We start from the raw sequence: 23,527 nt of genomic DNA on the forward strand, positions 1-23,527 counted from the left end.
CTCAGGCGCATGTGCCGTTCTGCTGCAGCGCAGGGTCGGTGATGATCGCGCCGTCGATGTCGAAGTCGGCGACGACCTCCTGCCCGACGACCTGCACGGAGGTGAGCGTCAGCCCGGCGGGCAGGTACTGCGCGATGCAGACGTCCCAATCCCGCACGATCGTCGTCGCGATGGCGCCGAACTGGGCGACGAGGGCGTCGGCGGAGATCTCGGCATCCGCCACCCGGAAGGTCCGCGGAGTGAGGACGAGGTCTCCCGCGGAGGCGCTCGGGGTGAGGCTCACGCCGACCGGGACCGTCAGGGCGAACAGCTGCAGCTCCGTCGTCATCACGACATCGGGTTCGGCGAGCGTCACCGTCTCGGAGGGGAAGCCGTCCACGCTCGCCAGCAGCGTGCGCACCTCCGCCTCGTCGAGGGTGACCGTGGCAGAGCCGGACTCGGCAGGGGCGTCACCGCGGATCGGGATGCCGGTGGCGCGCACCACGACGTCGCCGCTGAGACCCCCGAACGGCACGTCGGCGCTCGAGACGGTGACCGAGTCCAGGCGCCCCGAGATCAGCTGAGGCAGGATCTGACCGGGGATGTCGACGTCGATCTGCTGATCGGCGGGCAGATCGAGGTGGGTGATCAGCTGGTCGCGGATCGTCCGTTCCACGATGCCGCGGGCGATGTACTCCCCCGCGAACCAGGCGCCGACGACGAGCGCGGCGACGGCGAGGAGGGCGACGAGCCAGGGCCAGCGTCGACGCCGGGTCGGGGCGCCGGGCGCGGATGCCGGCGCCCCGGCATCCGTCGACAGCACCCACTGCGCCCGGGGGTCGGGCAGCGGCTGGGTCGGGTGCTCGTCGCTCATGTCGGTCACATGCGCTCGGGGGCACTCACGCCGAGGAGGGTCAGGCCGTTGCGCAGCACCTGACCGGTGGCGTCGTTGAGCCATAGGCGGGTGCGGTGCAGGTCGGTGACCTCCTCGTCGCCGAGAGGGGTGACGCGGCAGTTGTCGTACCAGCGGTGGTAGAGGCCGGCGAGTTCCTCGAGGTAGCGCGCGACGCGGTGCGGCTCGCGCACCTCGGCGGCGTAGGCCACGACGCGCGGGAACTCCTGCAGGGCGCCGAGGAGCGCCGACTCGGTCTCGTGGTCGAGGAGCTCGGGCACGAAGGCGTCACGGGTCACGCCCAGGCTCGCCGCGTTGCGGGCGACGTTGTGGGTGCGGGCATGGGCGTACTGCACGTAGAAGACGGGGTTGTCGTTCGTCCGCTTCTGCAGCACGTCGAGGTCGACGTCGAGGTTCGAGTCGGCGGAGCTGCGGGTGAGCGCGTAGCGCGCGGCATCCGTCCCCACGATCTCCACGAGGTCTTCGAGGGTCACGACGGTGCCGGCGCGCTTGGACATCCGCACGGGCTGGCCGTCCTTGACGAGGTTCACCATCTGGCCGATGAGGATCTGCAGGTTGACGTAGGGCTCGTCGCCGAACGCCGCCGTCATCGCCATGAGGCGCTGCACGTAGCCGTGATGGTCCGCGCCGAGCATGATGATGCACCGGTTGAAGCCGCGCTCGCGCTTGTCGAGGTAGTACGCGAGGTCGCCGGAGATGTAGGCCGGGTTGCCGTCGCTCTTGATGACGACGCGGTCCTTGTCGTCGCCGAACTCGGTCGAGCGCAACCAGGTGGCACCGTCGGCCTCGTAGATGTGGCCGAGCTCCCGCAGGCGCGCGACGGCTCGCTCGACGGCGCCCGTCTCGTGCAGGTGGTTCTCGTGGAAGTACACGTCGAAGTCGACACCGAAGTCGTGCAGCGACTTCTTGATCTCGTCGAACATCAGGCCGACGCCGATCTCGCGGAACGCCTCCTGCTTGGCCGCGGGCTCGAGTTCGTCGATGTCGCCCTGGTATGCGAGCGCGACGCGGCGGGCGATGTCGTCGATGTAGCCGCCGCCATAGCCGTCCTCGGGCGTCGGGCGGCCCTCGTGGGCGGCGACGAGGCTGCGCGCGAAGCGGTCGATCTGCGCACCGTGGTCGTTGAAGTAATACTCGCGCGTCACCTGCGCGCCCTGGCTGGCGAGGATGCGGGCGAGGGCGTCGCCGACGGCGGCCCACCGCGTACCGCCGAGGTGGATCGGTCCGGTGGGGTTGGCGCTCACGAACTCGAGGTTGATGATCTCGTCGGCGCGGGACGTGTTGGTGCCGAACGCGGCACCCGCCTCGACGATCGTCTTCGCGAGGGCGCCGGCGGCGCCGGCCTCGAGGCGGATGTTGATGAAGCCGGGGCCCGCGACCTCGACGCTCGCGATGCCCTCGGCATCCGCCAGCGCCGTCGCGATCTCCTGCGCGAACTCGCGCGGGTTCGCCCCCACCGCCTTGCCGAGCTTGAGGGCGGCGTTCGAGGCCCAGTCGCCGTGGTCGCGGTTGCGCGGGCGCTCCAGCGGCAGGTCGGCGACGGTCAGGTCCGCGGCGGCACCGGGTCGTCGCGCCTCGGCGAGCGGGGCGATGACGGCGAGGAGGGCTGCGGAGAGGGCATCAGGATTCATGGCCCGACCAGTCTACGAGCGCGGTCTCCGAGAGCCGTCCTCAGCCGAGGATGACGAGCTCGGCGGCGTCGTCGAGGGCGGGGTCGGATGCCGCGGCCGCGGCATCCTGCGCCGCCACATCCGACGCGTCGTCCGGCACGGTGCAGGCATCGACCCGCATGCGCTCGAGGCCCACATAGCCGCCGTGATAGCTGAGGAACGCGCAGTCAGCGGCGTCCCTCCCCGTCGCGATCCGCACGAGAGAGCGTCGGTTGCTGAGCCGCGTGGCGTCGATGACGTACCAGCTGCCGTCGAGGTAGGCCTCGGCGACGGCATGGAAGTCCATCGGGCGCAGCCCCGGCGCGAAGCACGCGGCATAGCGCGCGGGCATGTCCATTGCCCGCAGCAGCGCGATCACGACGTGCGCGTAGTCGCGGCACACCCCTTGACCCGTCATGAGGGTCGTCACGGCCGAGTCGGTGCCCTGGCTGAGCCCGGGCGTATACGTGGTGCTGGAGGCGACGAACTCGCTCACCGCGTTGATCAGATCCATGCCCCGCAGCCCGCGGAACTGGCGTCGCGCCTGCGAGAAGACCTCGTCGGACTGGCAGTAGCGGCTCGGGCGCAGGTAGGTGATGGCTTCGAGGTCGCTCGTGGCGCGTGGGGAGACGTGCCCGTCGATGAGCGCTTCGTAGCGCACCTCGAGGCGTCCCGCGTCGCCCTGCAGACGGTGCAGGCGGCTGCCGGACTGGTCGACGATCTCGCTCGGCGTGTACACGCGATCGCCCTGCGTGAAGGTCAGCTCCTCGCGGATGACCGGTGCCGGCTGGGCGGCGGCGATCTGGAAGATCAGGTCGACGGAGGACCCCAGTTCCAGGTCGAGTTCAGCGGTCACGAGGCGTTGCACCGGAGTATCCTCGCACGCTCGCGACGGTGCGCCGCACACGTGTGTGGATGCCGGTGCGACCGCCCGCGGCGGCGGGGTTTCCGGTTTGTCCGGAACGTGACTTACCGTAGGCGCATGCTCGCCGTCCGCACGCCTCGCTCGCGCGTCTCGGCGGGGCTCACGGTGCTGGTCGCGGGCCTCGTCGCGGCGATCGTCGTGGTCGGGTTCTGGCGCCCGTGGGCGACGCCCGCCGCCACCGTCGCGGCCGGCGCGGGCGACGGCGCCGTCCCGCTCACACCCGCCGCCCTGGAGCTGCCCGAGAACCCGACCGTGCTGATCTTCGGCGACTCGTGGACATACGGCTCGGCGGCGGCCGCGCCGACGCTCGGCTACGCCTACGTCGTGGCACAGCTGGCCGGGTGGACGACCATCGTCGACGGCGTCCGCGGCTCGGGATACCTGAAGCCCGGCATCGACGGTCCCGACTTCGGCACCCGCATCGCGGCGCTCGACCCGGCGCTGGACCCCGACCTCGTCATCGTGCAGGGCTCGATCAACGACCGGAAGCTCCCCGCCGACGCCTACCGCGCCGCGGTGGATGCGGCGTGGGATGACCTGGCAGAGCCACCTACCCGCGGGCGCAGATCGTCATCCTCGGCCCCGCGCCGCAGGTGCTTCCGGTCGAAGCGGCGACGGCGCGCATCGACCGCGACCTCGCGGCGGCCGCCGCCGCGCGCGGCTGGTGGTACATCTCCCCCCTCATGCAGGACTGGATCACCACCGACAACTACGCCGCCGTCATCGACACCGGCATCGGGCGCTACCACCCGACCACGCTGGGCCACCGGTACCTGGCGGAGCGGCTCGCGGCGGCGGTCGGCGCGCTCACTCGGTGATAACCTCGATCGGTACGCCTCCGTAGCTCAGGGGATAGAGCGTTGGTTTCCGGTACCAAAGGTCGCAGGTTCGATTCCTGTCGGGGGCACAACAACCGTAAGGGGACTCGGGCAACCGGGTCCCCTTTGGTGTAGACGTCACTGCATCCCATCACGTCTCACTGCCGCGCTGCGCCCCTGGATGGGCGACACGATCCCCGGCGTGCGCGGCGGCTGACAACGACAAAGACGCCCCCTCCCGTCCGAAGACGAGAGAGGGGCGGCGGGCCGAACTGGGTTCGCCAGCGCGGGGAGGGTCGAGCTGAACTTTCGTGTTCGAGCGTTGTGTTGCGCGGATGATTCAGGAGCGTAAACCAAGGACGCGACGCGTAAGTGCACCGGTTCCGCCATCCTGACTACGCGGCGCTCACACTGCGACTCCGGGATGCGGGTGACCCGCGAGCGTGCGCTGGAGGTTGCGGGCGAGCTTGCCGAACACGGTCACGTCGACCGGGTCGAACATCACGACGCGGCCCGTTCGCCACTGTGATTCACTCGGTGGCATGCCCAACACGCCAGATCAGGATGTGCTCGAAGCCGCGTTCATGGAGTGGCGCGCAGCGAACTACCCAGGAATGGCGGATGGGGATGCCTACGAGTACTTCGCATCCACTCAGATCCTCAAGGAATACTCGCCCTCGACTAGTAGTACTTGGTTAGGTTGGTCCGGCTCTTCGGCAGTAGGGGCAACATGACATGAGACGGATGACCGCGGTCTGGAGTTCGCGGAGGGTCTCGTAGAAGGTCAGGCTGCCCCGGCCGCTTTTGGGGCTGTGGTGAGGCGCTGTGTCGTGACGAAGAGGTGCGCCGCGGTCACGAGGGTGACGTGGTGGTGCCAGCCCAGCCAGGTGCGGCCTTCGAAGTGGTCCAGGCCGAGGCCGTGTTTGAGTTCGCGGTAGTCGTGCTCGATGCGCCAGCGGATCTTCCCAAGCCGGACCAGCTCGGCGATCGGCGTGTCCTCGGCGAGAGTGGATAGCCAGTAGTCGGTGGGCTCGGTGGCGTCTTCGGGCCATTCGACGAGGAGCCAGCAGTCGGGCAGCGACCCGTCCGGATTCTTGGGCAGGTTCCGGTTCGCGGGACGCACGCGGGCTGCGGTGAATCGGCTGGTCATGATCCCCTTGGAGCCTTGCCGCCAGGACACCTCCGCGAACGCGCTGGCTGGCAGCGCCTGGGCGTAGGTCTTCGCTTGCACCGGCGTGCCCTGGTAACTCGCCTGCGTGAACGGTCGCCCCGGCTTCCCTGTCGGGGTGGGTATCTCGAACCGGGCCTGGGCGTCGTGCAGGCTGGTGGATGACTTCACCTGCACCACGTAGGGGATCTCTCGCTCGGTCAGGCCGGTGCGGAAGTACCCGATCTCCCCGTAGCCGGCATCACCGACCATCACCGGCGGGACAAGGCCCCAGGCGCGAAGCTCGTCGATCATCTCCAACGCAAGCTCCCACTTCGCGCGGTGCCGGACCGTGTCCGGGATCTGCGCCTTGACCCGTCGGGCAGCGACCAGCTCGGCGTGTTCGTTGCTCTCCGAACAGGTGTCGTCCCACGCCTCGGGGAGGAACAGTCGCCAGTCCAACGGGCACGACGCAGTGTCCGTCACGGCGTGCACGGTGACGCCGATCTGCACGTTCCCGACCTTCCCGAGCGTGCCCGAGTACTGCCTGGCGACCCCCGGGGATGCCGGGCCGTCCTTGACGAACCCGGTGTCATCGACCACCCACGCCTCCGGCCCGATCAGCCCCACCGCCTTCCGCGCGAGCTGCCGGCGCACCGGTTCCACCGGCCACGGCGACGAGGACACGAACTGCTGCAGCTGCTGATAGTCGATCCCGAGCCGATCCCCCATCGGCTGCATCGACTTGCGGCGCCCCTCCAGCATCAGCCCCCGCAGATACCAGCCGCCCTTGGCCCGCTGATCCTTCCGCGCAAGCGACGCGAACACCTCCCCGACGAACCCGTCCAACTCGGCCCGCACCCGCTCGATCTCATCCGCCCGCACGCCGCGAGGTTAACAGTCATCACGACCATTAACAAGAACCTAACCAAGTACTACTAGTGTCCTGATCCGTTAATTCGTTTCAGGTATCGGGCGATGGAGTCGAGGATGTCTTCGGCGGTCTTGGTCCAGATGAATGGTTTCGGGTTCTCGTTCCAGGCTTTCACCCAGTCGCGGAGGTCTCTCTCCAGGGACTGAACGTTGCGGTGGTCGGAGCGTTGCAACAGGTCGCGGGTGACTTCGGCGAAGAGCCGCTCGACCTGGTTGATCCAGGAGGAGTACGTCGGGGTGAAGTGCATGTGGAACCGGGGATGCTTCTCCAGCCACGCCTTCACAGTCGGATGTTTGTGCGTGGAGTAGTTGTCGCAGACGACGTGCACGTCGAGGTGTTCGGGAACGTTCTTGTCGATCTTGGTCAGGAACTTCTTGAACTCAACCGAGCGGTGCTTGCGATGCACCGAGGAGATCACCGTGCCGTCGGCGACGTTCATCGCGGCGAACAGGCTCGTCGTGCCATGCCGGACATAGTCGTGCGTGCGCCGCTCGGGGACGCCCGGCATCAGCGGGAACGCGGGCTGCGAGCGGGCCAACGCCTGCACCTGGCTCTTCTCGTCGACGCTGAGCACGACGGCAGACTCCGGCGGGTTCAGGTAGAGCCCGACGATGTCGTAGACCTTCTCCGTGAACAATGGGTCGTTGGAGAGCTTGAAACCCTCCTCCAGATGGGGCTTGAGTCCGAATGCCTTCCAGATCCGCCCCACCGTCGAGCGCGACAGCCCGGAACGTTCGGCCATCTTCGCCCTCGACCAGTGCGTCGCATTCTTCGGGGTCGATTCCAGAGTGTCGACGATGACCTGCTCAACCCGGTCCACTCCGATCAGCGGCGGCCGTCCCGGCCGCGGCTCGTCGACGAGCCCATCGAGACGCTGCTCAAGGAACCGGGTCCGCCACTTGCGCACCGTGGGCAATGACACCAACAGCCGCCTGGATACCTCGGAGTTGGAGCTGCCCGTCGCGCATTCCAGCACGATCCTCGAACGCAGAGCGAGATCCTGCGCCGACTTGCGGCGACGCACCCACCGCTCCAGCTGATCACGCTCCACATCCGAGAGGGTCAGCTCGGGAAGCACAGGTCCTCGTCGCGACATACTCCATTCTACAAAACTAGAAATGAATTAGCGGTGCAACACACTAGTGACGTGGCGAAGGGGGTCGTAAAGAAGGCGAAGGACGGTGGCATCGATAGCTTCTACGTAGTTCTCAACGAGAACGAAATTCTCGATATAGACAGCCCTGTCGTTGCTGGCCAGGCGAGCGCCGTCAATGCGATCGCGCAGGGGCCTCGACTCGACGTCTTCGTGATCCAGTCGAAATGGAGTCCCAGTTGGAAGAGCGATCCCATCACTCGCGCTCGGGATTCCCTTACACAGCTTCTGCCGAGGACCGCGGATGAGAAGTCGCTCGAGGCTGTGTATGAGACCACACTGCTCGAGCGAACGCGAATCTATCGATCGGTCTACACTCATCTGCTCGCGAAGTCCCCGGTGGTGCACGTTCACTTCCTGTACGCCACCAAGGGTGCTGAAGACATCCTCAAGAGCTCTCACGACCAAGCGAACAAGGCTGGACTGCTAAAGGGCGCAGTGGAGCCGCTACTACCCACAGGCGGCACCGTGGACGTCGAACTGCTGGGCGCCACAGCGATGTGCGAACTCCTCCGGTACACCCCGGCGACGAAGGTCCCGCTACAGTTCAGCCACGATCTCGTCCGAGCGACTAGGGCGTGTCTCCTAACCGTTTGAGCCAGAGGGTGATGGCTCGGAGGATGGCGCCGCCGCCGTCGCGGCGACGACCATCACGAAGACCGCGACGACGACGTCGACGACGTCGCTGTTGATGATCGTCATGACGATGACGACGACGATCAAGAAGACGACGACCGGGAAACGAAGAGAATCGCGTCAGCGGCTATGGCGTCCAGTGCGGTGGAGCGCCGCGGCGCTTCTTGCCCACCGCCGGGGATAGGCTTCGGCACTGCGGTTGCCTCGCGACGAACGTCAGAGCGGGCTCGGGCCGGCTCCCGCCCTATGCGCGGGGTAGACCTGCCCAAACCGCCCTTGAGTGAGCCGGCTTCAGGTCAGCGCGCCGACATCCGGCGGATCACCGAGGCGTACGAGTCAAGGACCTCGAAGATGGCGCGGTGCTGCCAGACGCGGCCACGGCTCTTCCCCGTGGTCTCGGTGAGCACGTCCCGCTCCGTCAGCGCGTCCAGCGCGCGCAGCGCGGCCATCTCGCCGAGGCCGAGCGCGCTCTTCAGGTACCTCACGTTCACCGCAGGTTGGCCGACGAGAGTGGGCAGAATTTTCCACGCCGCGGCATCCGCACGGATGCCGGTCATCTTCTCGCGCGACTCGTCGAGCTGCTCGACGAGATCATCGACGAGCTGTGTTCCCGTGGTCGCCGCGATCCGGCTCGCGTTCGCGAAGTCGCGGATTATAGGGCCAGCGTCACCCTCCCTGAAGGAGCTGAGCGCGTCGAAATAGCGGTGGACGTCCACAAGGAGGCCGGCCGAGATCGGCACCGCGGTCGAGCCGACCACGCCCTTGTTGCGAAGAATCGACTGTGCCAGCGCGCGGCCGGTCCGGCCATTGCCGTCCGGGAACGGGTGGATCGTCTCGAATTGAGCGTGGGCGACGGCGACCTGGACGAGCACGGGGACATCCTGTCGCTTGACGAAGTCGACGAGGTCCTCGATCGCACCGGAGATCCGGTTATGATGCGGGGCGACGAAGTCGGCCAGGCGGGGGCCGGCTTCACCTCGACCGATCCACACCTGTTCCTGGCGGTACCGGCCGGCGTCCTCGGGCGGGAAGCCAGTCTGGTGGAGCATCAGCGCCCTGTGCATGGCAAGGATGGAGTCCTCGCTGATGTCGTCGGCCAGAGCGAGCGCTGCTTCCATGGCGCGCACGTTGCCGACGACGGTGAGCGCGTTCCGCTTGTCGCCCTCGTCGATCTCCGCGAGGGCGAGTTGCTTGGCCGACGTCGTCAGCTGCTCGATTTGTGAGGACGACGCGGACTCCGTGCGCAGCAGGATCGCAGTCATCGGTCCGAGCGCGGGGTTGTCAGTGCCGAGCTTCTTCTGTGCGTGCTGGTCGAACTCGACCAGCTGGCGGGTGGCGTCCTCAACGTCGGCGGCGTCTTCCGCCGACACAACCGGGGACCAGGCTGCGATCTGCGGCGTAATCGCAGCATCGTAGGGGCCGGTCTGGCGCTGCAGCTCGGCGCGAGAGTACAGCTCCGGCGTGCGCGGCTTCCAGTCGAGCGTCTCGTAGGAGACCGGGTCGATCGGGATCTGCGTGGGAGCCGCACGTGTGGACATGGGTAAATCTTACCAACATTTAGCTTAACAAGTGTTGGTAATACGACTCATAACAAACAGATTCGCGCGCCGTTCGACGGCCAACAAGTACCGATTAAACGAGACCGCGGTGCCGGGCGCGAGGCTGTGCAGCACCGCCACTAGATGCGACATTGTCCGTCCTGCCCAACTCTAGCTACGCCAGCCCAACGAGCTTCCACGTTGGGTCAGTTTCGCGCTCTCGCGCGCCCGCGTGGACGGTCTTCTCCAGCCCTTCTCCAGCCGTCAAGAGCCAGCCCCACGTCCTCTCCGGCCGAGGTCAATGTGGTGGCGAGCAGAACGGGCTGCGGTACAGGCCACCCCGCGCGGTCGCATCAGTCGGGGTCGGGCCCTGGAACTGCTAATCCAAGCAGGTCACCCGCGGCCGCCCCGGGCGCTTTTCTATCCCACTCATTCGGAAGGGGGCCAAGGATCTTTCGGCCGGACTTCACGAGAAACCAACCGAGCAACCCGTTACCGCCACCACCGATGGCGGCACCGATCATGAAGGGGATCTGCTTGCCGAGTACAAGCACTCCCGTCTTCGCGCCCCACTTAGTGACGAACCGGGGCCCAAGCACATGATTCACCCGCTTGATCGCTTCCATGGGGATCGCCTCCACGATTTTCCGCCCCCAGTACGGAACAGAGCGACCGATCACTTTTTCCAGGACCTGCGTCGATGCGGAGTTCCCGACGAGGACGGCGGTGACGAGTAGACGGCGACGTTCGGCGTCCTCGAGGTGCAGGCCGTGGACTTCGGCAACTGAGAGCGTGTAGAGCACCGACGCTTCGAGGTATGCGGCAAGGTCGACCAATGCTGCCGGAACCTGGACAAACCCGTTAGGAACAACAGCCGCCATCCCAGCGCCGGCCCCCGTACCCGCCACCGTCGCGATGTACCACTTGTCGAGGTATGCAACGAGTTCGGCTGGGCTCTTGTCCGGGTGAACTCGACGAAGGCGTTCGACGTTAGCGACGGCCACTGGTTGTTGCGCTTGCAGTGCGCGGCTCAGGCCGGACGACACCACCGCCCTGGGATCCAGCTTCTTGTGCTCGCTCACGCGACCAGCATCCCAGGCGCGCGCCTTTTCCGTAACAATCAGACCTTGTTATCCCTACTTCAGCGCGGTGCGCTGGTTCCGACAGTTAAGTCAAGACGCGGCCGGGTAAGCCCGCGCCTCCAGCGAAGCCCGTACCTGCGGAGGATCCACGGCAACTCGCCCGTAAAGGACGTCATCGACTGTCGCACCATTGACGCGGTCATAGATCGAGATCCGCGCAAGCCGCACCACGCCGACCGACGCAGCGAAATCCTTCATCGCGTCATACAGCGCTCGCTGCTTCGCTCGCGCACTCCCCCGCTTCCCGAACACGCCGACGGGATCCGAAGCGCCGAACATCTTCTCGGTCGACGGGCTCGTCCACCGCCCACCGCCCCGAGCCGCAGCCGACTCGAACTGTGCGCAGTAGTCGAAGTATGGCCCAGCCCAAGGGAGGGCTCCGAGCCGCTTGATCCGCAACGTCATCGCCCGGTATCGGGTGAAGTGGAACTGTTCGTCGAGCTCCACCGCCAACCCGTCCCTCGTGATCAAGTCCCAGCCGCCAGGCGCGAATCGAGGATCCGAACGAACCCCGCCCAGTTCCTCGTAGAGCTGGCTTACCGCCTCCCGTACTCTGCGGGGAGAGCGTCCATCCGCAACGGGCACGTGCCGTCGACGAACTCCATGCCCGCCGCGGATAGCAACGATCGCAACACTGCCGCGCGAGCTCCCGTCCTCACCATGAGGAACAGTATGGCCGCTGCCGGGACGCCGCCCACTTCAGTTCGGCGCACCACCTGGTTCGACGGCCAGAGGATTATCGAGCCGAGCGCAGAGGATTACGCTCCCCGAACCCCCTTCAGACCCGAGGAATCACGCGGCAAAACAGGTTCCGCGTACAACCCACTCCACCACTTCCTGCGTGTTCGCGCGTCGGCGCGTCTCGCGCGCGGCGCGTTGACCTGTCAGTTGTGGCTGCCTCGTGCGAGGGAAGCAGCCACAACTGCCCACCCCACGGCCTCGGCGGTCGATATCGCCTCGCTATCATGAGGTCATGATGGTTCCCTACGGCGACGACCTCCGGCGCCGCCGGCGGGAATCCGGGCTGACTCAGCGGGAGCTGGCATCTCGCTCCGGAGTTCCTCAGCCGAATATCGCGGCCTACGAACGCGGCAGGCGAGTTCCCGCTGCAGCTACCAGGGAAAAGCTTGAGTCGACACTCAGCATTCCCACTCTCGAGCGTGTTCGCGCGCTGCGAGGTCCCCTCCTTGAGGCGGCGAAGGCGCGACGGCTCGGAGATGTCCGCGTCTTCGGCTCCGTCGCCCGAGGACGGGCCGGCACGGGCTCCGACGTCGACCTTCTCGTCCATCCTCTGCCGGATGCCTCGGTTTTCGACCTCGCCGGATTCATGGTCGACGCGGCGGACTTGCTCGGCGTCGACGTCGACGTGGTCTCCGATCGCGGCACGGGGCCGGCGATCGACCACATCCGCGCGGAGGCGGTTGCCCTATGAACGACCCCGGCGACAGGATCCCCGCGATCCTCGCCGACATCGCCCGCTTCGCGGTCACCGCCCGACGCGTTGCGGAGCGTGGACGAGACCGATTCGTCGACCCCGACGACGATGACCAGCGTCGCATCGCGCGGTCTCTTCTCATGGACCTCTCCGCGGCGGCCGACCGCCTGCCGGAGCGCTTTCGCACGGCTCATCCCGAGGTCGACTGGCGCGGGATCCGCGCCGTGCGGAACTTCATCGCGCACGACTACGACGGCACGGACGAGGAGATCCTCTGGCAGGCCATCACGGTGCAATTTCCCGCAATCGTCGCGGCGATCACCGCGGCGGAACGCTGATACTCGCTTGACGGCGCGTTGATCTGTCAGTTGTGGCTGCCTCGCGCGAGGGAAGCAGCCACAACTGCCCACCCCGCGGACTCGGCCTCGCGCGGGACATCATCCTGCAGGCGGATGCGGTTCACCCCGGCGGACGACGCGGTGCGCGCCGCGGCTTCGTAGCGTCGGAGTATGACCACCGCGACGATCTCCCTCTCCCCCACCGGAAGGCCCACCGCCGGCCGGAGCGCCACCCCCGGCCGGACGACGCCGGCGGGCGCCACCCCGGCATCCGCCCTGTCGACGACACGTGCGGCCGTGCTGTCGGTGCTCGGCAGCATGCTGGCGATTGGCGTCGCAGCGATCGGCGTGCTCGTCGTGCCGATCGCCGCGCTCGTCGCGTTCGGACCGGCTCTGTTGCAGGCCTTCTGAGGCGACGAACTCGACACCCCGCGGGCACAACGAAGATCGCCCCGGGGCCGAAGCCTCGGGGCGATCATCAATGCGGTGTCGGTCTCTGTTTCGGGATCTCTTTCGAGTTCTTTCTGTCTCCGTTGTCCTTCGCAGAACCCAAGATACTCAGCGCCGATCCGGCGTCAAGAGTTCACCTCGAAGTCACCTGACCGTCAGGTTGAAGGTGAACGACAGGGCGGATGCCGCGTCACTCGTGGCCGACGAGCTTGAGGCCCACGACGCATCCGACGAGCCCCAGGATGAGCAGCATCTTGATGAGGGAGAATTGCTCGTCGCCGGTGATCATCGCGTAGGCGACGGTGAGCGACGCGCCGATGCCGACCCACACGGCGTAGGCCGTGCCGGTGGAGATGTCGCGCATCGCCCATGCGAGACCGCCCATGCTGGCGACCAGGGCGACGCCGAACACGATCGTCGGGGCGAGCTTGGTGAAGCCCTCGGACTTGCCGAGCGCGGTGGCCCAGACGGCCTCGAGCATTCCGGAGATGATGAGGATGACCCACGACATGACGTGACCTTTCGGCCAGTCTTGTCGCTCACCGGGTACTGAACCCTCGTCCGGGGACCGGTTGTGGTCCGCGTCCGATCATAGCGACCCGCCCTGATCAGCACCTGGGCACGACGTGAGGACCTCAGGGCGAGACGAGGAACACCGCGTCCAGCAGCCCCGGGTTGTGAGCGTGGACGAGCACCGCGAACACGACCGCGTCGAACAGCAGATGCACCGTGACGACGTACCCCAGCGACCGGGTCTTCAAGAAGATGACGGCCTGCAGCAGCGCGAACGGAATCGTCAGCACCGGTCCCCAGGCGCGGTAGCCGAGCTCCCACAGGAACGAGACGAAGACGATGGCCTGCAGCACGTTGGCCGCGGCATCCGCGAAATGTCGGCGCAGCAGGGCGAACACCGTGCAGATGAAGAACAGCTCGTCCCAGATGCCGACCGCTCCCACCCCGATGAACAGCCGCCCGATGAGGTCCGGGGTGTCCACGACGGGCCAGTTGAGGTAGACGCCCGACGTGATGAAGTAGAACGGCAGGATCAGCCAGCCGAGCACGAGCACGGCACCCAGCCACGCCCACTGCCATCCGCGCCAGCGCCCACCGCCGCGCCACGGGAAGGCGATCGCCCGGTCGCGGTAGACCCACCGCGACACCGCGTACGGCACGACGACCGCGCCGCCGAGCGCGAGCATGAACCGCAGCATCGACAGGTCGTCGAGCTCGGCCTCCAGCGAGATCGCGCTGACGATCAGCATCCCGAGCGCGATGAGCGACAGGTCCCGGGTGAGCGACGGTCCGGGTGCCCGGACGCGCCCGCGCTCCATCAGCCACGCCGCCCCGACGCCCGCCGCGAGGAGGAGCCACCCGAGCCACGGCAGCAGCAGGACGAAGAACGCCGGCGCCGCGAGACAGACCAGCAGCGCGGGTGCCGTCCCCGCCGACAGCGAGGGGCGGGATGCCGCGACGACCGGTCTCATCCGCGGTCGCGCCGCCGGTAGGCGAGGTCGCGGATCTCGCGGCCCTTCGCGATGCCCTTGCGCTCGAACGCCGTCATCGTGCGCCCGTCGAAGCGGGGCGCCCAGTCGCCGTCGAAGGCCGGTGCGAACTCCGCGGCATCCGTCATCACGTCGCGCATCTGCAGGGCGTAGTCCTCCCAGTCCGTCGCGAGCCGCAGCATCCCGCCGCCCCGCAGCGCCCGCGCCGCCAGCGGCGGGAAGGCCGGTGCGATGAGCCGCCGCTTGTTGTGCTTTGCCTTGTGCCAGGGATCGGGGAAGAAGATCCACACCTCGTCGACGCTCGCCTCGGGCAGCAGATGCTCGAGCACCTCGGGCGCGTTCGCCTCGACGAGGCGGAGGTTTCGCACGCCGGCGCGATCGGCGTCGAGCATGGTGCGGGCAAGCCCCGCGCGGAACACCTCGACCGCGAGGAAGTCGGTGTCCGGATGCGCCGCCGCGGCATGCACGATCGCGTGCCCCTGCCCCGAGCCGATCTCGACGACGAGCGGCGCACGGCGCCCGAAGACGGATGCCGGGTCGATCCCGGTGCCGGGGAGGATGCTCGTGGCCGCCGCATCCCGCTGCACCTCGAGGACGTAGCGCGGCGCCAGCTCGGCCCAAGCGCGCTCCTGCGCGTCGCTCATCCGGCCGCTGCGGCGGACGAACGAGACGGGCTTGTCGCGGAACCGCGGGGTGTCGGGCATGCTGTCGGGGCTGGCATCCGGCATCCGTCCAGCGTACCCGCGCGCTCTCCCTCTCCCCCGCGAGGCGCGGAACGGGCGACCTCGGCGCCGGGGCGGTACCCGCGAGGGGTCAGGCGGTCACGAAGTCGATGAGCTCCTCGACGCGGCCGAGCAACGCAGGGTCGAGGTCGCGGTAGCTGTTCACGGCGCCGAGGATGCGCTGCCACGTGCGGCCGAGGTCGGCCTGGTCGCGCGCCGGCCAGCCGAGAGCGCGGCTGACGCCCACCTTCCACTCGATGGTGCGCGGGACCTCAGGCCACGCCGCGATGCCGATGGCGCGCGGCAGCACGCACTGCCACACGTCGATGTGCGGATGCCCCACGATGCGCACGTGCGCGCCGTGCGGGCCGCGCTCCACCGCCTGCGCGATGCGCGACTCCTTCGACCCCGGCACGAGGTGGTCCACGAGCACGCCGTAGCGCCGGTCGGGGCCCGGCGGCTCGTCGCGCAATACCGACTCCAAGAGGTCGACGCCCTGCAGATACTCCACGACGACGCCCTCGGCGCGCAGATCGTCGCCCCACACCTTCTCGACGAGTTCGGCGTCATGCCGACCCTCGACGAGGATGCGGGACGCACGCGCGACCCGCGCCCGCGTCTCGGGAGCCGCGAACGACCCGGATGCCGTGCGTCTCGGCGCGGCGACGGCGGCCGCCGGGGGCGTCAGCACGACGGCGGCGCCGTCGATCAGAAAGCCCCCGCCGAGGGGGAACACCCGGCGCCTGCCGACCCGGTCCTCCAACTCCACATGACCGCTGCGCACACCGGTCACCGCGCCGCAGAATCCGTCGCCGGCGACCTCGACGACGAGGTCGCGCTCGGCCGCGACCTGCGGCACCACCGGCCGGCCCGCCTCGCGCCAGCCCTTCGCCAGGACGTCCGTCCCGTAGCGGTCGGCACCGAATCCGTCGCTCATGATCCACCCTCCGAAGCCGTCACCCTACCGGGCGTGCGCGGCGTGGCGGGACAGCGACGCTCGGGATCGGCGACGACCGGCGATTCATAGCCGATCCGCAGGCGACAGCCCTCGCGACGGCCTACCGGCACATGCACCGCGGGGCATAGGATCGGGGAAAGGGGGCAAACGTTCCCGCGCAGGAGGGATCCCGCATGCGAACGCGACTGTTGCTGGCCATCACGGCCGCGGCGGCGATCATCTTCGGGGGTGCGGCGGCGGCATCGGCGACAGACCCGGTCACGCTCGGCTCGACCCGGGTCGTCGACCAGTCGGACGTGCTCTCCAGCGGCGAGGAATCCGCCGTCGACGCACGCCTGCGGGCGCTGAACTCCAGCTCGGGCGTGGACCTGTGGGTCGTGTACGTCCCCACCTTCACCGACCCCTCCTCTCCCGAGGACTGGGCCAACACGACGGCGACGAACAACGGCCTCGGCCCCCACCAGTACCTCCTCGCGATCGCGACGGACGGGCGGACCTTCTACCTGTCGGGCTCTTCCGACGGTCCGGTCACCGAGGATCAGCTCGGAACGATCGAGCAGCAGCGCATCCAGCCGGCCCTCGACAGCGAGAACCCGGACTGGTCGGGCGCCGCCTTCGCGGCCGCCGACGGCCTCGCCGCCGCGATCGGCGGGGGATCCGGCGGCGCCGACGACGGCGGGGGCGCACTCGTGCCCATCCTCCTCATCGTCGTCGTGATCGCCCTCGCGGGCCTCGTCATCTGGATCGTGGTCCGCTCGCGGCGCAAGACGCGCCAGCCCGCGGTCGCGGGCGGCGCAGGTGCCGACGGCGCTCCGGTCGATCCGCTCGCGGGCCTCTCCACCGAAGAGCTCGGCCGCCGCGCGTCGTCTGCCCTCGTGCAGACCGACGACGCCATCAAGACGAGTGAGCAGGAGCTCGGCTTCGCGCGGGCCGAGTTCGGCGACGCGGCGGCGAAAGAATTCGACGATGCCCTCACCGCGGCCCGGCACGACCTCGACGAGGCGTTCGCGCTCAAGCAGAAGCTCGACGACGAGCAGCCGGATGCCGAGGGCGATGTCCGTGCGTGGAACACGCGGATCATCGAGCTGTGCGAGCACGCCGGGTCGGAGCTCGACGCCAAAGCCGCCGCGTTCGACGAACTCCGCAAGCTCGAGCAGAACGCGCCCGCGGCGCTCGCGCACGTGACCGATCTGCACACCCAGGTCTCCGGTGAGCACGCCGCAGCGGTGGCCGCCCTGACCGCGCTGCAGCAGCGCTACGCCCCCGCCGCCCTCGCGACCGTCGCCGATGACCCCGAGCAGGCCCAGCAGCGCCTCGACTTCGCCCGGGAGCAACTGGCCGCCGCGCAGCAGCAGCTCGACGCCGGCAACGGCGGCGGCGCTGCCTTCAGCATCCGTGCCGCCGAAGAGGCCGTCGCGCAGGCGCAACTGCTGCAGAACGCGATCGGCAAGCTCGGCGGCGATCTCGCGAAGGCCGAGACGGATGCCGCGGCCCTCATCGCCGACCTCGAGAAGGACATCGCCACGGCCAGCGCCCTGCCCGATCCCGATGGCCGGCTCGCTCCCGTCGTCGCCGCGACGCGGCAGCAGGTCGACGCCGCGCGCGCCCTGCTCACCGGCACCGCCCAGCAGCCCCTCGTCGCGCTGCAGGGTCTCGACAAGGCCAACCAGGAGATCGACGCGATGCTCGCCGGCATCCGGGACGCGCAGGAGCGGGCCGATCGCGCGCAGCACCAGCTCGGCGCCCTCATGACCCAGGCTCAGGCCCAGGTGTCGGCGGCCGAGGACTTCATCACGTCCCGCCGCGGCGCGATCGGCGCCGAGGCCCGCACGCGGCTCGCCGAAGCCGGCGCTGCCCTCGTGCAGGCGCGGCAGCTGCAGCAGGCCGACCCGGCACAGGCCGTCCAGTACGCGCAGCGCGCGAACGACCTCGCCGCACAGGCGATCCAGTACGCCCAGAACGACGTCGGCGCGTTCGGCTCCGGCGCGGGCGGCATGTTCGGCGGTTCCGGAGGCTCGGGTTCCGGCGGCAACGTGATGGGCGCGATCCTCGGCGGCATCGTCATCAACTCGCTGCTGGGCGGTGGTGGCGGTGGCGGCCGCAGCCGCGGGGGCGGCGGTTTCGGCGGTGGCTTCGGCGGCGGTTCGCGCGGCGGGGGCATGAGCCCCGGCAGCTTCGGCGGCGGCGGCACACGCTCGCGCCGCGGAGGGGGCCGCTTCTGAGCCGTCCCCGATCGGCCGCGCAGGCGCCGGCATCCCTCGCCCCTCACTGAACGATTGACCCACAGCTTCCCGCTAGGAAAGGAAAACCGATGGCAAAGCAGTCCATCTTCGGCCGCATCTCGACCCTCGTGAAGGCGAACATCAACGCGATGATCGACTCCGCTGAAGACCCGCAGAAGATGCTCGACCAACTGGTGCGCGACTACACCAACAACATCGCCGACGCGGAGTCGGCGATCGCCGAGACGATCGGCAACCTGCGCCTGCTCGAGCGGGACCACGAGGAGGACGTCAAGGCGGCCACCGAGTGGGGCAACAAGGCCCTCGCGGCCAGCAAGAAGGCCGACGAGCTGCGCGGCACCGGCAACACGACGGATGCCGACAAGTTCGACAACCTGGCCAAGATCGCGCTGCAGCGCCAGATCACCGAGGAGAACGAGGCCAAGGCCCTCGCGCCGGCCATCGCAGCGCAGACCGAGGTCGTCGACAAGCTCAAGGACGGCCTCAACGGCATGAAGCAGAAGCTGGAGCAGCTGAAGTCGAAGCGCTCCGAGCTGCTGGCCCGTGCGAAGTCGGCCGAGGCGCAGAACAAGGTGCACGACGCCGTCAAGTCGATCGACGTGCTCGACCCGACGAGCGAGCTGGGCCGCTTCGAGGACAAGGTCCGCCGTCAGGAGGCCCTCGCCGCCGGCAAGGCCGAGATCGCCGCGTCGTCGCTGGACGCCCAGTTCAACCAGCTCGAGGACGTCGGCGAGCTCACCGAGGTCGAGGCGCGCCTGGCCGCGCTGAAGACCGGCGGCACCGCCGCTCCCGCCCTGGAGCAGTAAGACCACACCGCGCGGGGGCGGCAGCCCGCCCCGCGCGAGACACCATCTCCGGCGCGAGAAACCACGGCAGGCGTGGTTTCTCGCGCCGCGAGTGGTTTGTCCAGGCTGTCAGGCACGAGAGGATGCTTGCATGACCCGATTCCTCGTGGTCCCGCAGTGGCAGGGGTCTCCCGCCGCCCGGGCGATGCACCTCGTCGACGGTGCCGAGGCGATCGCCGGCGACCTTCCCCGCGCCTCCACCGCACGCGTCGAGGTGCCCGCCTCCGCCGGCGAGGCGCTGGGCACCGGCATCCGCCGGTACAGTGCCCTCGCCCGCATCGCCGACGCCGTCACGGACGCCCTCGGCCAGGCGGCCAAGCCCGCGATCGTCGTCGGCGGCGACTGCGGCGTCGCCGTCCCCGCCATCGCGCATGCCGCCGAGCAGCATCCCGACCTCGCCGTGGTGTGGTTCGACGCCCATGCCGACCTCAACTCCCCCGCCACCTCGCCGTCCGGCGCGTTCGCGGGGATGGCGCTGCGCGCGGTGTTCACCGACCTTCCGCTGCCCGGGAGCGGAGCCGTCGCCGCCGACCGCGTGGTCCTCGCCGGCGCCCGCGAGTTCGACCCTGCCGAGCAGGCCTTCGTCGACGAGGTGGGCCTGCGGGTGCTGTCGGTCGACGACCTCGCCGACCCCGGCGCCCCCGCCGAGGCGGTCGCCGCGACGCGGGCCTCCGCGGTGTACATCCACGTCGACCTCGACGTGCTCGACCCGGCCGTCATCACCGGGGTGGGCCTGCCCGTGCCCTTCGGCCTCACACTCGACCAGCTGACGAGCGCCATCGCCGCCGTCCGCGCCCGGCGGCCGCTCGTCGGCGCCTCGATCGCCGGTTTTGCCCCCGCCGACCCCGCCGCCGCGGTCGACGACCTCGGCACCATCCTCCGCGTCGTCGGGGCGCTCGCGTGATCGCGACGCCACCGGCGGGCTGGCGGGAGCGGGCCGACCGTGCCGTCGCGCGCGGCGCGCGTCTGGACGCGATCATCCCGCGGATGCTGCTGGACTCGCCGCTGAGCCTGGCGGGCTACGCGTGGGGCACCGCCGTCGGGTGGGTCTGGGGAACGCTGTGGTCGACCGGTCGCATCGAGCGGCGTGCCGGGCTGTGGGTGTTCTCCGGCATGCCCGCGTGGACGTTCGGTCGCGGCGGCGTCTGCGTCGGCGGCTGCTACCTCACCGGCTCCGCTCCGGTCACCGACGCGGTGCTGCGGCACGAGGCGGTGCATGCGCGGCAGTGGCGCCGCTACGGCTTTCTCATGCCGCTGCTGTACCTGCTGGCAGGACGCAACCCGCTGACGAACCGGTTCGAGATCCTCGCCGGCCTCGAGGACGGCAACTACGTGCCGCGGGGCCTCAGCGGGCGCTGAGCAGTCCGAAGCGCTCCGGCGTGTGCACCCGCTCCGGGGCGACGCCGAGCGCGTCGGTGAGGTGATCGAAGATGTCGGCCGTGCCGAGGTACCCGCCGAGCAGGTGGATGCGGGTGCCGTCGACGCACGCGGCATCCGTCTCGTCCGCCGGGCACAGCACTTCGTCGGCCCAGGCGTTCACGGCGCGGCTGAGCGCCTGACCGGGAGCGCAGGCACGGCCGGTGCCGGGGTCGCCGGTGCGGCGGGAGCGGTCGAGCCACGTCACGATCATGCGCACCGGAACGTCGACCGGTGAGATCCACGTCGCGTCGGGCACCTCGATGAACACGCGCCCGGTCGAGCAGATCGGCAGGGTCGCGAGCAGCGCGCCGAGCTCGGCGAGCGCGTTCTCGTCCGCGGTGATGAGATGCTGCACACGCGCGTGACGCGACGCCTTGCAGGCCGTCTCGTTGTGCGCGCTGAGATGCAGGACCGGGGAACTCATGATGACTCTACTATAACCCCTTTAAGGGTAGCCTTACCTCAATCTCGGTCGATGAGGACGTCCCGCAGGGCGCGGAGCTCGTCGTCGGCCATACCGCCGGCGCGCAGATAGTCCGCCGCGGAGCCGAACCGGGCGCTCACGTCCTCGAGCACCGTCCGCATCACCGGCGCGGGCGAGCGCGTCGCGAGATCCTCGAGATGGCGCGCCTCCGGGTGCATCCGACGCAGGTGCGCGACGACCCGCGCGTTGCGCTCGCGCGGCAGCAGGGTCTCGGTGCGGGCGTAATCGCTGACGACGGCATCCTCCTCGACACCGGCGGCGGCCAGCAGCAGGGCGATCGTGACCCCGGTGCGGTCCTTGCCGACCGTGCAGTGCACGAGCACCGGCTGGTCGGCGATGACGGCGCGCGCGGCGGCGATGATGCGGTCTGCCGAGCCGTCGACGAGCGCACGGTACATCTCCGGCAGCGAGATGTCCTCGACGAAGAAGGATGCCGTGGACCCGAGGAACAGCGGAACGCGCACCGTCTCCACGGGCAGCGCCCCCAGACGGCTCGGCTCGCGGGCGAGCTCGTCGTCCTCGCGCAGGTCGACGATGCGACGGATGCCGAGCCGCGCCAGCACGGCGCGGCCGTCGTCGTCCAGCCGGGCGAGGTTGCCGGAGCGGAACAGCACGCCCGCGCGCGTCCGCGCCGCGCCGGCGGGAAGGCCCCCGACGTCGCGGAAGTTCAGCGCTCCGGGGACGTCGCTCATGCCGGGTCGGTGCTCGCCCGCTCGCCGCGACGCGGCGGCACCGGGTACTTCCCGGCGATCGTGATGCGGTTGAACGCGTTGATCGACACCAGCAGCCAGCTGAGGGCGACGTACTCCTGCTCGGAGAGGATGCCGCCGACATGGTCGTACACGTCGTCGGGGATGCCTTCCTCGTGGATGTAGACGTAGCGCTCGGCGAGCTCGAGCGCCGCGCGCTCCCGCGCCGTGAACACGCCGGATTCGCGCCACACCGGCAGCTGGGCGATCTCGTCCGCGGTCAGTCCCGCCTGCACGCCGCGGTCCACGTGCACGCGCACGCAGTACGCGCACCCGTTCAACTGTGACGCGTGGATGAGGGCGATCTCCTTCATGCGGTCGTCGATGCCCGCCTCGGCGGCGATCGTGCCGACGGTCTGGGAGAACGCCTCCAGGGCGTCGTAGGCGGGACGGGCCGAGCGGGAGAGGTGGACGCGGCGTTCCGAGGTCATGCGCCCAGCCTACGGCGCACCCCGCCTCCCCCGCCCCGTGCCCCGGGCCCGCATCGGCACCCGGCCCCGCGCGCCGGCCCGGAGACCCGGGGGCGGGCATGCACCACAATGGCGGGATGGACGAGTTCTCCTTCCTCCCCGCGCAGGCTGCGGAGCTGCGCGCGGCGGGGACACCCGCCGAGGTGCCCTCGGTGCGACGCCTCACCCACGCTCTCCCCGACGGTCGCACCGTCAGCGCGCTGGCCTACGGCGACGCTCCCCCGGTCGTCACCTTCCTCCACGGCGCGGGCCTCAACGCGCACACGTGGGACACCACGGTGCTCGCGCTGGGCCTGCCCGCCCTCGCGCTGGACCTGCCCGGGCACGGCGACTCCTCCTGGCGCGAGGATGCCGCGTACACCGGCCGCACGCTCGCCGCCGACATCGCCGACGCGATCGCGGCGTGGACCACGGCGCCCCAGGTGCTCGTCGGCCAGTCGCTGGGCGGCCTCACCGCGGCCGCTCTGGCCGCCACGCACCCGGATCTCGTCCGCGAACTCGTCATCGTGGACATCACCCCCGGGATCGACCCCAACGGCGACGCCGCGTCGATCGCGGCGTTCTTCGCGGGGCCGACCGACTGGGCCAGCCGCGACGAACTCGTCGAGCGGGCGCTGTCGTTCGGCCTGGGCGGCTCCCGCGAGGCGGCCACCCGCGGCGTCTTCCTCAACTCCCGCATCCGCCCCGACGGCCGCGTCGAGTGGAAGCACCATTTCGCGCATCTGGCGAACGCCCTCGCCGCCGATCCCGCCGCCGCTCAGGCCGCGGGGGCGCAGCAGCGCACGCTGCGCGGCGCGCTCTCGGCATCCGGCTGGGAAGACCTCGCCGCCGTCACCGCGCCGATCACGCTCGTCCGCGGCGACCGCGGCTTCGTCACCCCCGCGGATGCCGACGAGTTCCGCCGCCGGGTGCCCGCGGCATCCGTCATCGACGTGGCCTCGGGCCACAACGTGCAGGAGGAGCAGCCGGTGGCGCTCGCCCGCCTCGTCGCACGGAACACGTGACGCCCCGCGACGGTTTGAGACGGACGATGACCGTGCGCGGATGCGCAAAGCCTAGGCTGTAACGCGCACCCGAG

26 protein-coding genes, 1 tRNA gene, 1 pseudogene and 1 riboswitch are annotated in these 23,527 nt (G+C 69.5%); of the genes and pseudogenes, 12 read left to right on the top strand and 16 right to left on the bottom strand.

The window, feature by feature from the left end; genetic code table 11:
* Position 1: 1 nt before the first annotated feature.
* Genes JOD60_RS14515 through JOD60_RS14525 form a run of 3 tightly spaced genes read right to left on the bottom strand, consistent with a single transcriptional unit; the run spans position 2 to position 3,409 of the window.
* Positions 2–853 carry an LmeA family phospholipid-binding protein gene (locus tag JOD60_RS14515; RefSeq protein WP_076692239.1) on the bottom strand — a complete coding sequence of 284 codons (852 nt, stop codon included), beginning with the start codon at positions 851–853 and terminating at the stop codon, positions 2–4.
* 5 nt (positions 854–858) lie between these two features.
* Positions 859–2,523 (bottom strand): arginine--tRNA ligase, encoded by a 1,665-nt coding sequence (argS, locus tag JOD60_RS14520; RefSeq protein ID WP_076691336.1) that lies wholly within the window; start codon positions 2,521–2,523, stop codon positions 859–861.
* Positions 2,524–2,563: 40 nt separating this feature from the next.
* Complete coding sequence (locus JOD60_RS14525; RefSeq protein WP_076691337.1) at positions 2,564–3,409, bottom strand: transglutaminase-like domain-containing protein; 846 nt, start codon at positions 3,407–3,409, stop codon at positions 2,564–2,566.
* Positions 3,410–3,523: 114 nt separating this feature from the next.
* Between JOD60_RS14525 and JOD60_RS17360 the strand changes: the two are divergent.
* The 3 genes and pseudogenes from JOD60_RS17360 to JOD60_RS14535 all read left to right on the top strand — a co-directional run.
* Positions 3,524–3,949 (top strand): annotated as a pseudogene (locus tag JOD60_RS17360) (SGNH/GDSL hydrolase family protein); the annotation flags it as partial.
* Between the two features lie 110 nt (positions 3,950–4,059).
* Complete coding sequence (locus tag JOD60_RS16830; RefSeq protein ID WP_232321627.1) at positions 4,060–4,284, top strand: hypothetical protein; 225 nt, start codon at positions 4,060–4,062, stop codon at positions 4,282–4,284.
* Positions 4,285–4,300: 16 nt separating this feature from the next.
* A tRNA-Arg gene (locus JOD60_RS14535) sits at positions 4,301–4,373 on the top strand.
* Between the two features lie 695 nt (positions 4,374–5,068).
* On the opposite strand, the gene JOD60_RS14540 is transcribed toward JOD60_RS14535, so the two are convergent.
* Together JOD60_RS14540 and JOD60_RS14545 are read right to left on the bottom strand one after the other, a co-directional pair.
* Positions 5,069–6,316, bottom strand: a complete 1,248-nt coding sequence (locus JOD60_RS14540) for an IS701 family transposase (protein WP_157127903.1) — start codon at positions 6,314–6,316, stop codon at positions 5,069–5,071.
* Between the two features lie 53 nt (positions 6,317–6,369).
* Positions 6,370–7,461, bottom strand: a complete 1,092-nt coding sequence (locus JOD60_RS14545) for an IS630 family transposase (RefSeq protein ID WP_076690049.1) — start codon at positions 7,459–7,461, stop codon at positions 6,370–6,372.
* 51 nt (positions 7,462–7,512) lie between these two features.
* Between JOD60_RS14545 and JOD60_RS14550 the strand changes: the two genes are divergently transcribed.
* Positions 7,513–8,115, top strand: a complete 603-nt coding sequence (locus tag JOD60_RS14550) for a hypothetical protein (protein WP_076691338.1) — start codon at positions 7,513–7,515, stop codon at positions 8,113–8,115.
* Here the strand turns inward: JOD60_RS14550 and JOD60_RS14555 are convergent.
* The 4 genes from JOD60_RS14555 to JOD60_RS14570 form a co-directional block, all read right to left on the bottom strand.
* Positions 8,104–8,241, bottom strand: a complete 138-nt coding sequence (locus tag JOD60_RS14555; RefSeq protein ID WP_157127958.1) for a hypothetical protein — start codon at positions 8,239–8,241, stop codon at positions 8,104–8,106. The two genes, JOD60_RS14550 and JOD60_RS14555, sit on opposite strands and share 12 nt — an antisense overlap.
* A 209-nt stretch (positions 8,242–8,450) precedes the next feature.
* Positions 8,451–9,692, bottom strand: a complete 1,242-nt coding sequence (locus JOD60_RS14560; RefSeq protein WP_076691339.1) for a Fic family protein — start codon at positions 9,690–9,692, stop codon at positions 8,451–8,453.
* Between the two features lie 353 nt (positions 9,693–10,045).
* Complete coding sequence (locus tag JOD60_RS14565) at positions 10,046–10,774, bottom strand: hypothetical protein (protein ID WP_198159059.1); 729 nt, start codon at positions 10,772–10,774, stop codon at positions 10,046–10,048.
* A 90-nt stretch (positions 10,775–10,864) separates the two neighbouring features.
* Entirely contained in the window at positions 10,865–11,419 is a 555-nt protein-coding gene (locus JOD60_RS14570; RefSeq protein WP_420811362.1) for a DUF7255 family protein, read from the bottom strand.
* Positions 11,420–11,807: 388 nt separating this feature from the next.
* Here JOD60_RS14570 and JOD60_RS14575 point away from each other — a divergent pair, with 388 nt between their 5' ends.
* The 3 genes from JOD60_RS14575 to JOD60_RS14585 all read left to right on the top strand — a co-directional run bounded on the left by JOD60_RS14575 (position 11,808) and on the right by JOD60_RS14585 (position 13,018).
* Positions 11,808–12,266 carry a helix-turn-helix domain-containing protein gene (locus JOD60_RS14575; RefSeq protein WP_076691342.1) on the top strand — a complete coding sequence of 153 codons (459 nt, stop codon included), beginning with the start codon at positions 11,808–11,810 and terminating at the stop codon, positions 12,264–12,266.
* Positions 12,263–12,607 (top strand): HepT-like ribonuclease domain-containing protein, encoded by a 345-nt coding sequence (locus tag JOD60_RS14580; RefSeq protein WP_076691343.1) that lies wholly within the window; start codon positions 12,263–12,265, stop codon positions 12,605–12,607. The genes JOD60_RS14575 and JOD60_RS14580 overlap by 4 nt, the downstream gene beginning before the upstream one ends.
* Before the next feature lie 171 nt (positions 12,608–12,778).
* Entirely contained in the window at positions 12,779–13,018 is a 240-nt protein-coding gene (locus JOD60_RS14585) for a hypothetical protein (RefSeq protein WP_076691344.1), read from the top strand.
* Between the two features lie 229 nt (positions 13,019–13,247).
* Here JOD60_RS14585 and JOD60_RS14590 read toward each other — a convergent pair whose 3' ends face one another.
* The 4 genes from JOD60_RS14590 to JOD60_RS14605 all read right to left on the bottom strand — a co-directional run bounded on the left by JOD60_RS14590 (position 13,248) and on the right by JOD60_RS14605 (position 16,218).
* Positions 13,248–13,568 carry a DMT family transporter gene (locus JOD60_RS14590; RefSeq protein ID WP_076691345.1) on the bottom strand — a complete coding sequence of 107 codons (321 nt, stop codon included), beginning with the start codon at positions 13,566–13,568 and terminating at the stop codon, positions 13,248–13,250.
* A gap of 10 nt (positions 13,569–13,578) precedes the next feature.
* Positions 13,579–13,643: riboswitch (guanidine-III (ykkC-III) riboswitch) on the bottom strand.
* A gap of 49 nt (positions 13,644–13,692) precedes the next feature.
* On the bottom strand, positions 13,693–14,541 hold the full coding sequence (locus JOD60_RS14595) for a CPBP family intramembrane glutamic endopeptidase (protein WP_076691346.1): 849 nt from the start codon (positions 14,539–14,541) through the stop codon (positions 13,693–13,695).
* The gene (gene trmB, locus JOD60_RS14600; protein ID WP_232321628.1) at positions 14,538–15,287 is read right to left on the bottom strand and encodes a tRNA (guanosine(46)-N7)-methyltransferase TrmB; all 750 of its coding nucleotides are present in this window, start codon (positions 15,285–15,287) and stop codon (positions 14,538–14,540) included. The genes JOD60_RS14595 and trmB overlap by 4 nt, the downstream gene beginning before the upstream one ends.
* Before the next feature lie 85 nt (positions 15,288–15,372).
* A complete protein-coding gene (locus JOD60_RS14605) occupies positions 15,373–16,218 on the bottom strand; it encodes a DUF3097 family protein (RefSeq protein ID WP_076691347.1) in 846 nt (281 codons plus the stop codon).
* Between the two features lie 194 nt (positions 16,219–16,412).
* On the opposite strand from JOD60_RS14605, the gene JOD60_RS17060 reads away from it, so the two are divergent.
* The 4 genes from JOD60_RS17060 to JOD60_RS14625 all read left to right on the top strand — a co-directional run bounded on the left by JOD60_RS17060 (position 16,413) and on the right by JOD60_RS14625 (position 20,686).
* On the top strand, positions 16,413–18,461 hold the full coding sequence (locus JOD60_RS17060) for a TPM domain-containing protein (protein WP_076691348.1): 2,049 nt from the start codon (positions 16,413–16,415) through the stop codon (positions 18,459–18,461).
* An 89-nt stretch (positions 18,462–18,550) separates the two neighbouring features.
* Entirely contained in the window at positions 18,551–19,288 is a 738-nt protein-coding gene (locus JOD60_RS14615; protein WP_076691349.1) for a PspA/IM30 family protein, read from the top strand.
* Between the two features lie 130 nt (positions 19,289–19,418).
* The gene (locus JOD60_RS14620; protein WP_076691350.1) at positions 19,419–20,231 is read left to right on the top strand and encodes an arginase family protein; all 813 of its coding nucleotides are present in this window, start codon (positions 19,419–19,421) and stop codon (positions 20,229–20,231) included.
* The gene (locus JOD60_RS14625; protein ID WP_076691351.1) at positions 20,228–20,686 is read left to right on the top strand and encodes a Fe-S oxidoreductase; all 459 of its coding nucleotides are present in this window, start codon (positions 20,228–20,230) and stop codon (positions 20,684–20,686) included. The genes JOD60_RS14620 and JOD60_RS14625 overlap by 4 nt, the downstream gene beginning before the upstream one ends.
* Here JOD60_RS14625 and JOD60_RS14630 read toward each other — a convergent pair.
* From JOD60_RS14630 to JOD60_RS14640, 3 genes are read right to left on the bottom strand one after another with little or no spacing between them, the layout of a single operon-like run.
* Positions 20,673–21,170 carry an SIP domain-containing protein gene (locus tag JOD60_RS14630; RefSeq protein ID WP_076691352.1) on the bottom strand — a complete coding sequence of 166 codons (498 nt, stop codon included), beginning with the start codon at positions 21,168–21,170 and terminating at the stop codon, positions 20,673–20,675. The genes JOD60_RS14625 and JOD60_RS14630 overlap by 14 nt on opposite strands.
* A gap of 38 nt (positions 21,171–21,208) precedes the next feature.
* On the bottom strand, positions 21,209–21,922 hold the full coding sequence (locus JOD60_RS14635) for a tyrosine-protein phosphatase (RefSeq protein WP_076691353.1): 714 nt from the start codon (positions 21,920–21,922) through the stop codon (positions 21,209–21,211).
* On the bottom strand, positions 21,919–22,410 hold the full coding sequence (locus tag JOD60_RS14640) for a carboxymuconolactone decarboxylase family protein (protein WP_076691354.1): 492 nt from the start codon (positions 22,408–22,410) through the stop codon (positions 21,919–21,921). Before JOD60_RS14640 ends, JOD60_RS14635 begins: the two co-directional genes overlap by 4 nt.
* A gap of 116 nt (positions 22,411–22,526) precedes the next feature.
* Here JOD60_RS14640 and JOD60_RS14645 point away from each other — a divergent pair, with 116 nt between their 5' ends.
* The gene (locus JOD60_RS14645) at positions 22,527–23,453 is read left to right on the top strand and encodes an alpha/beta fold hydrolase (protein ID WP_076691355.1); all 927 of its coding nucleotides are present in this window, start codon (positions 22,527–22,529) and stop codon (positions 23,451–23,453) included.
* The last annotated feature ends 74 nt before the right edge of the window (positions 23,454–23,527 follow it).

Source organism: Microbacterium aurum (assembly GCF_016907815.1).
GTDB classification, from domain to species: domain Bacteria; phylum Actinomycetota; class Actinomycetes; order Actinomycetales; family Microbacteriaceae; genus Microbacterium; species Microbacterium aurum.

Coding starts and splice junctions, on each gene's coding strand:
- JOD60_RS14515 (WP_076692239.1), bottom strand. CDS start 853: ATGAGCGACGAGCACCCGACCCAGCCGCTGCCCGACCCCCGGGCGCAG.
- argS (WP_076691336.1), bottom strand. CDS start 2,523: ATGAATCCTGATGCCCTCTCCGCAGCCCTCCTCGCCGTCATCGCCCCG.
- JOD60_RS14545 (WP_076690049.1), bottom strand. CDS start 7,461: ATGTCGCGACGAGGACCTGTGCTTCCCGAGCTGACCCTCTCGGATGTG.
- JOD60_RS14560 (WP_076691339.1), bottom strand. CDS start 9,692: ATGTCCACACGTGCGGCTCCCACGCAGATCCCGATCGACCCGGTCTCC.
- JOD60_RS14575 (WP_076691342.1), top strand. CDS start 11,808: ATGATGGTTCCCTACGGCGACGACCTCCGGCGCCGCCGGCGGGAATCC.
- JOD60_RS14580 (WP_076691343.1), top strand. CDS start 12,263: ATGAACGACCCCGGCGACAGGATCCCCGCGATCCTCGCCGACATCGCC.
- JOD60_RS14585 (WP_076691344.1), top strand. CDS start 12,779: ATGACCACCGCGACGATCTCCCTCTCCCCCACCGGAAGGCCCACCGCC.
- JOD60_RS14590 (WP_076691345.1), bottom strand. CDS start 13,568: ATGTCGTGGGTCATCCTCATCATCTCCGGAATGCTCGAGGCCGTCTGG.
- JOD60_RS14595 (WP_076691346.1), bottom strand. CDS start 14,541: ATGAGACCGGTCGTCGCGGCATCCCGCCCCTCGCTGTCGGCGGGGACG.
- trmB (WP_232321628.1), bottom strand. CDS start 15,287: ATGCCGGATGCCAGCCCCGACAGCATGCCCGACACCCCGCGGTTCCGC.
- JOD60_RS14605 (WP_076691347.1), bottom strand. CDS start 16,218: ATGAGCGACGGATTCGGTGCCGACCGCTACGGGACGGACGTCCTGGCG.
- JOD60_RS17060 (WP_076691348.1), top strand. CDS start 16,413: ATGCGAACGCGACTGTTGCTGGCCATCACGGCCGCGGCGGCGATCATC.
- JOD60_RS14615 (WP_076691349.1), top strand. CDS start 18,551: ATGGCAAAGCAGTCCATCTTCGGCCGCATCTCGACCCTCGTGAAGGCG.
- JOD60_RS14620 (WP_076691350.1), top strand. CDS start 19,419: ATGACCCGATTCCTCGTGGTCCCGCAGTGGCAGGGGTCTCCCGCCGCC.
- JOD60_RS14630 (WP_076691352.1), bottom strand. CDS start 21,170: ATGAGTTCCCCGGTCCTGCATCTCAGCGCGCACAACGAGACGGCCTGC.
- JOD60_RS14635 (WP_076691353.1), bottom strand. CDS start 21,922: ATGAGCGACGTCCCCGGAGCGCTGAACTTCCGCGACGTCGGGGGCCTT.
- JOD60_RS14640 (WP_076691354.1), bottom strand. CDS start 22,410: ATGACCTCGGAACGCCGCGTCCACCTCTCCCGCTCGGCCCGTCCCGCC.
- JOD60_RS14645 (WP_076691355.1), top strand. CDS start 22,527: ATGGACGAGTTCTCCTTCCTCCCCGCGCAGGCTGCGGAGCTGCGCGCG.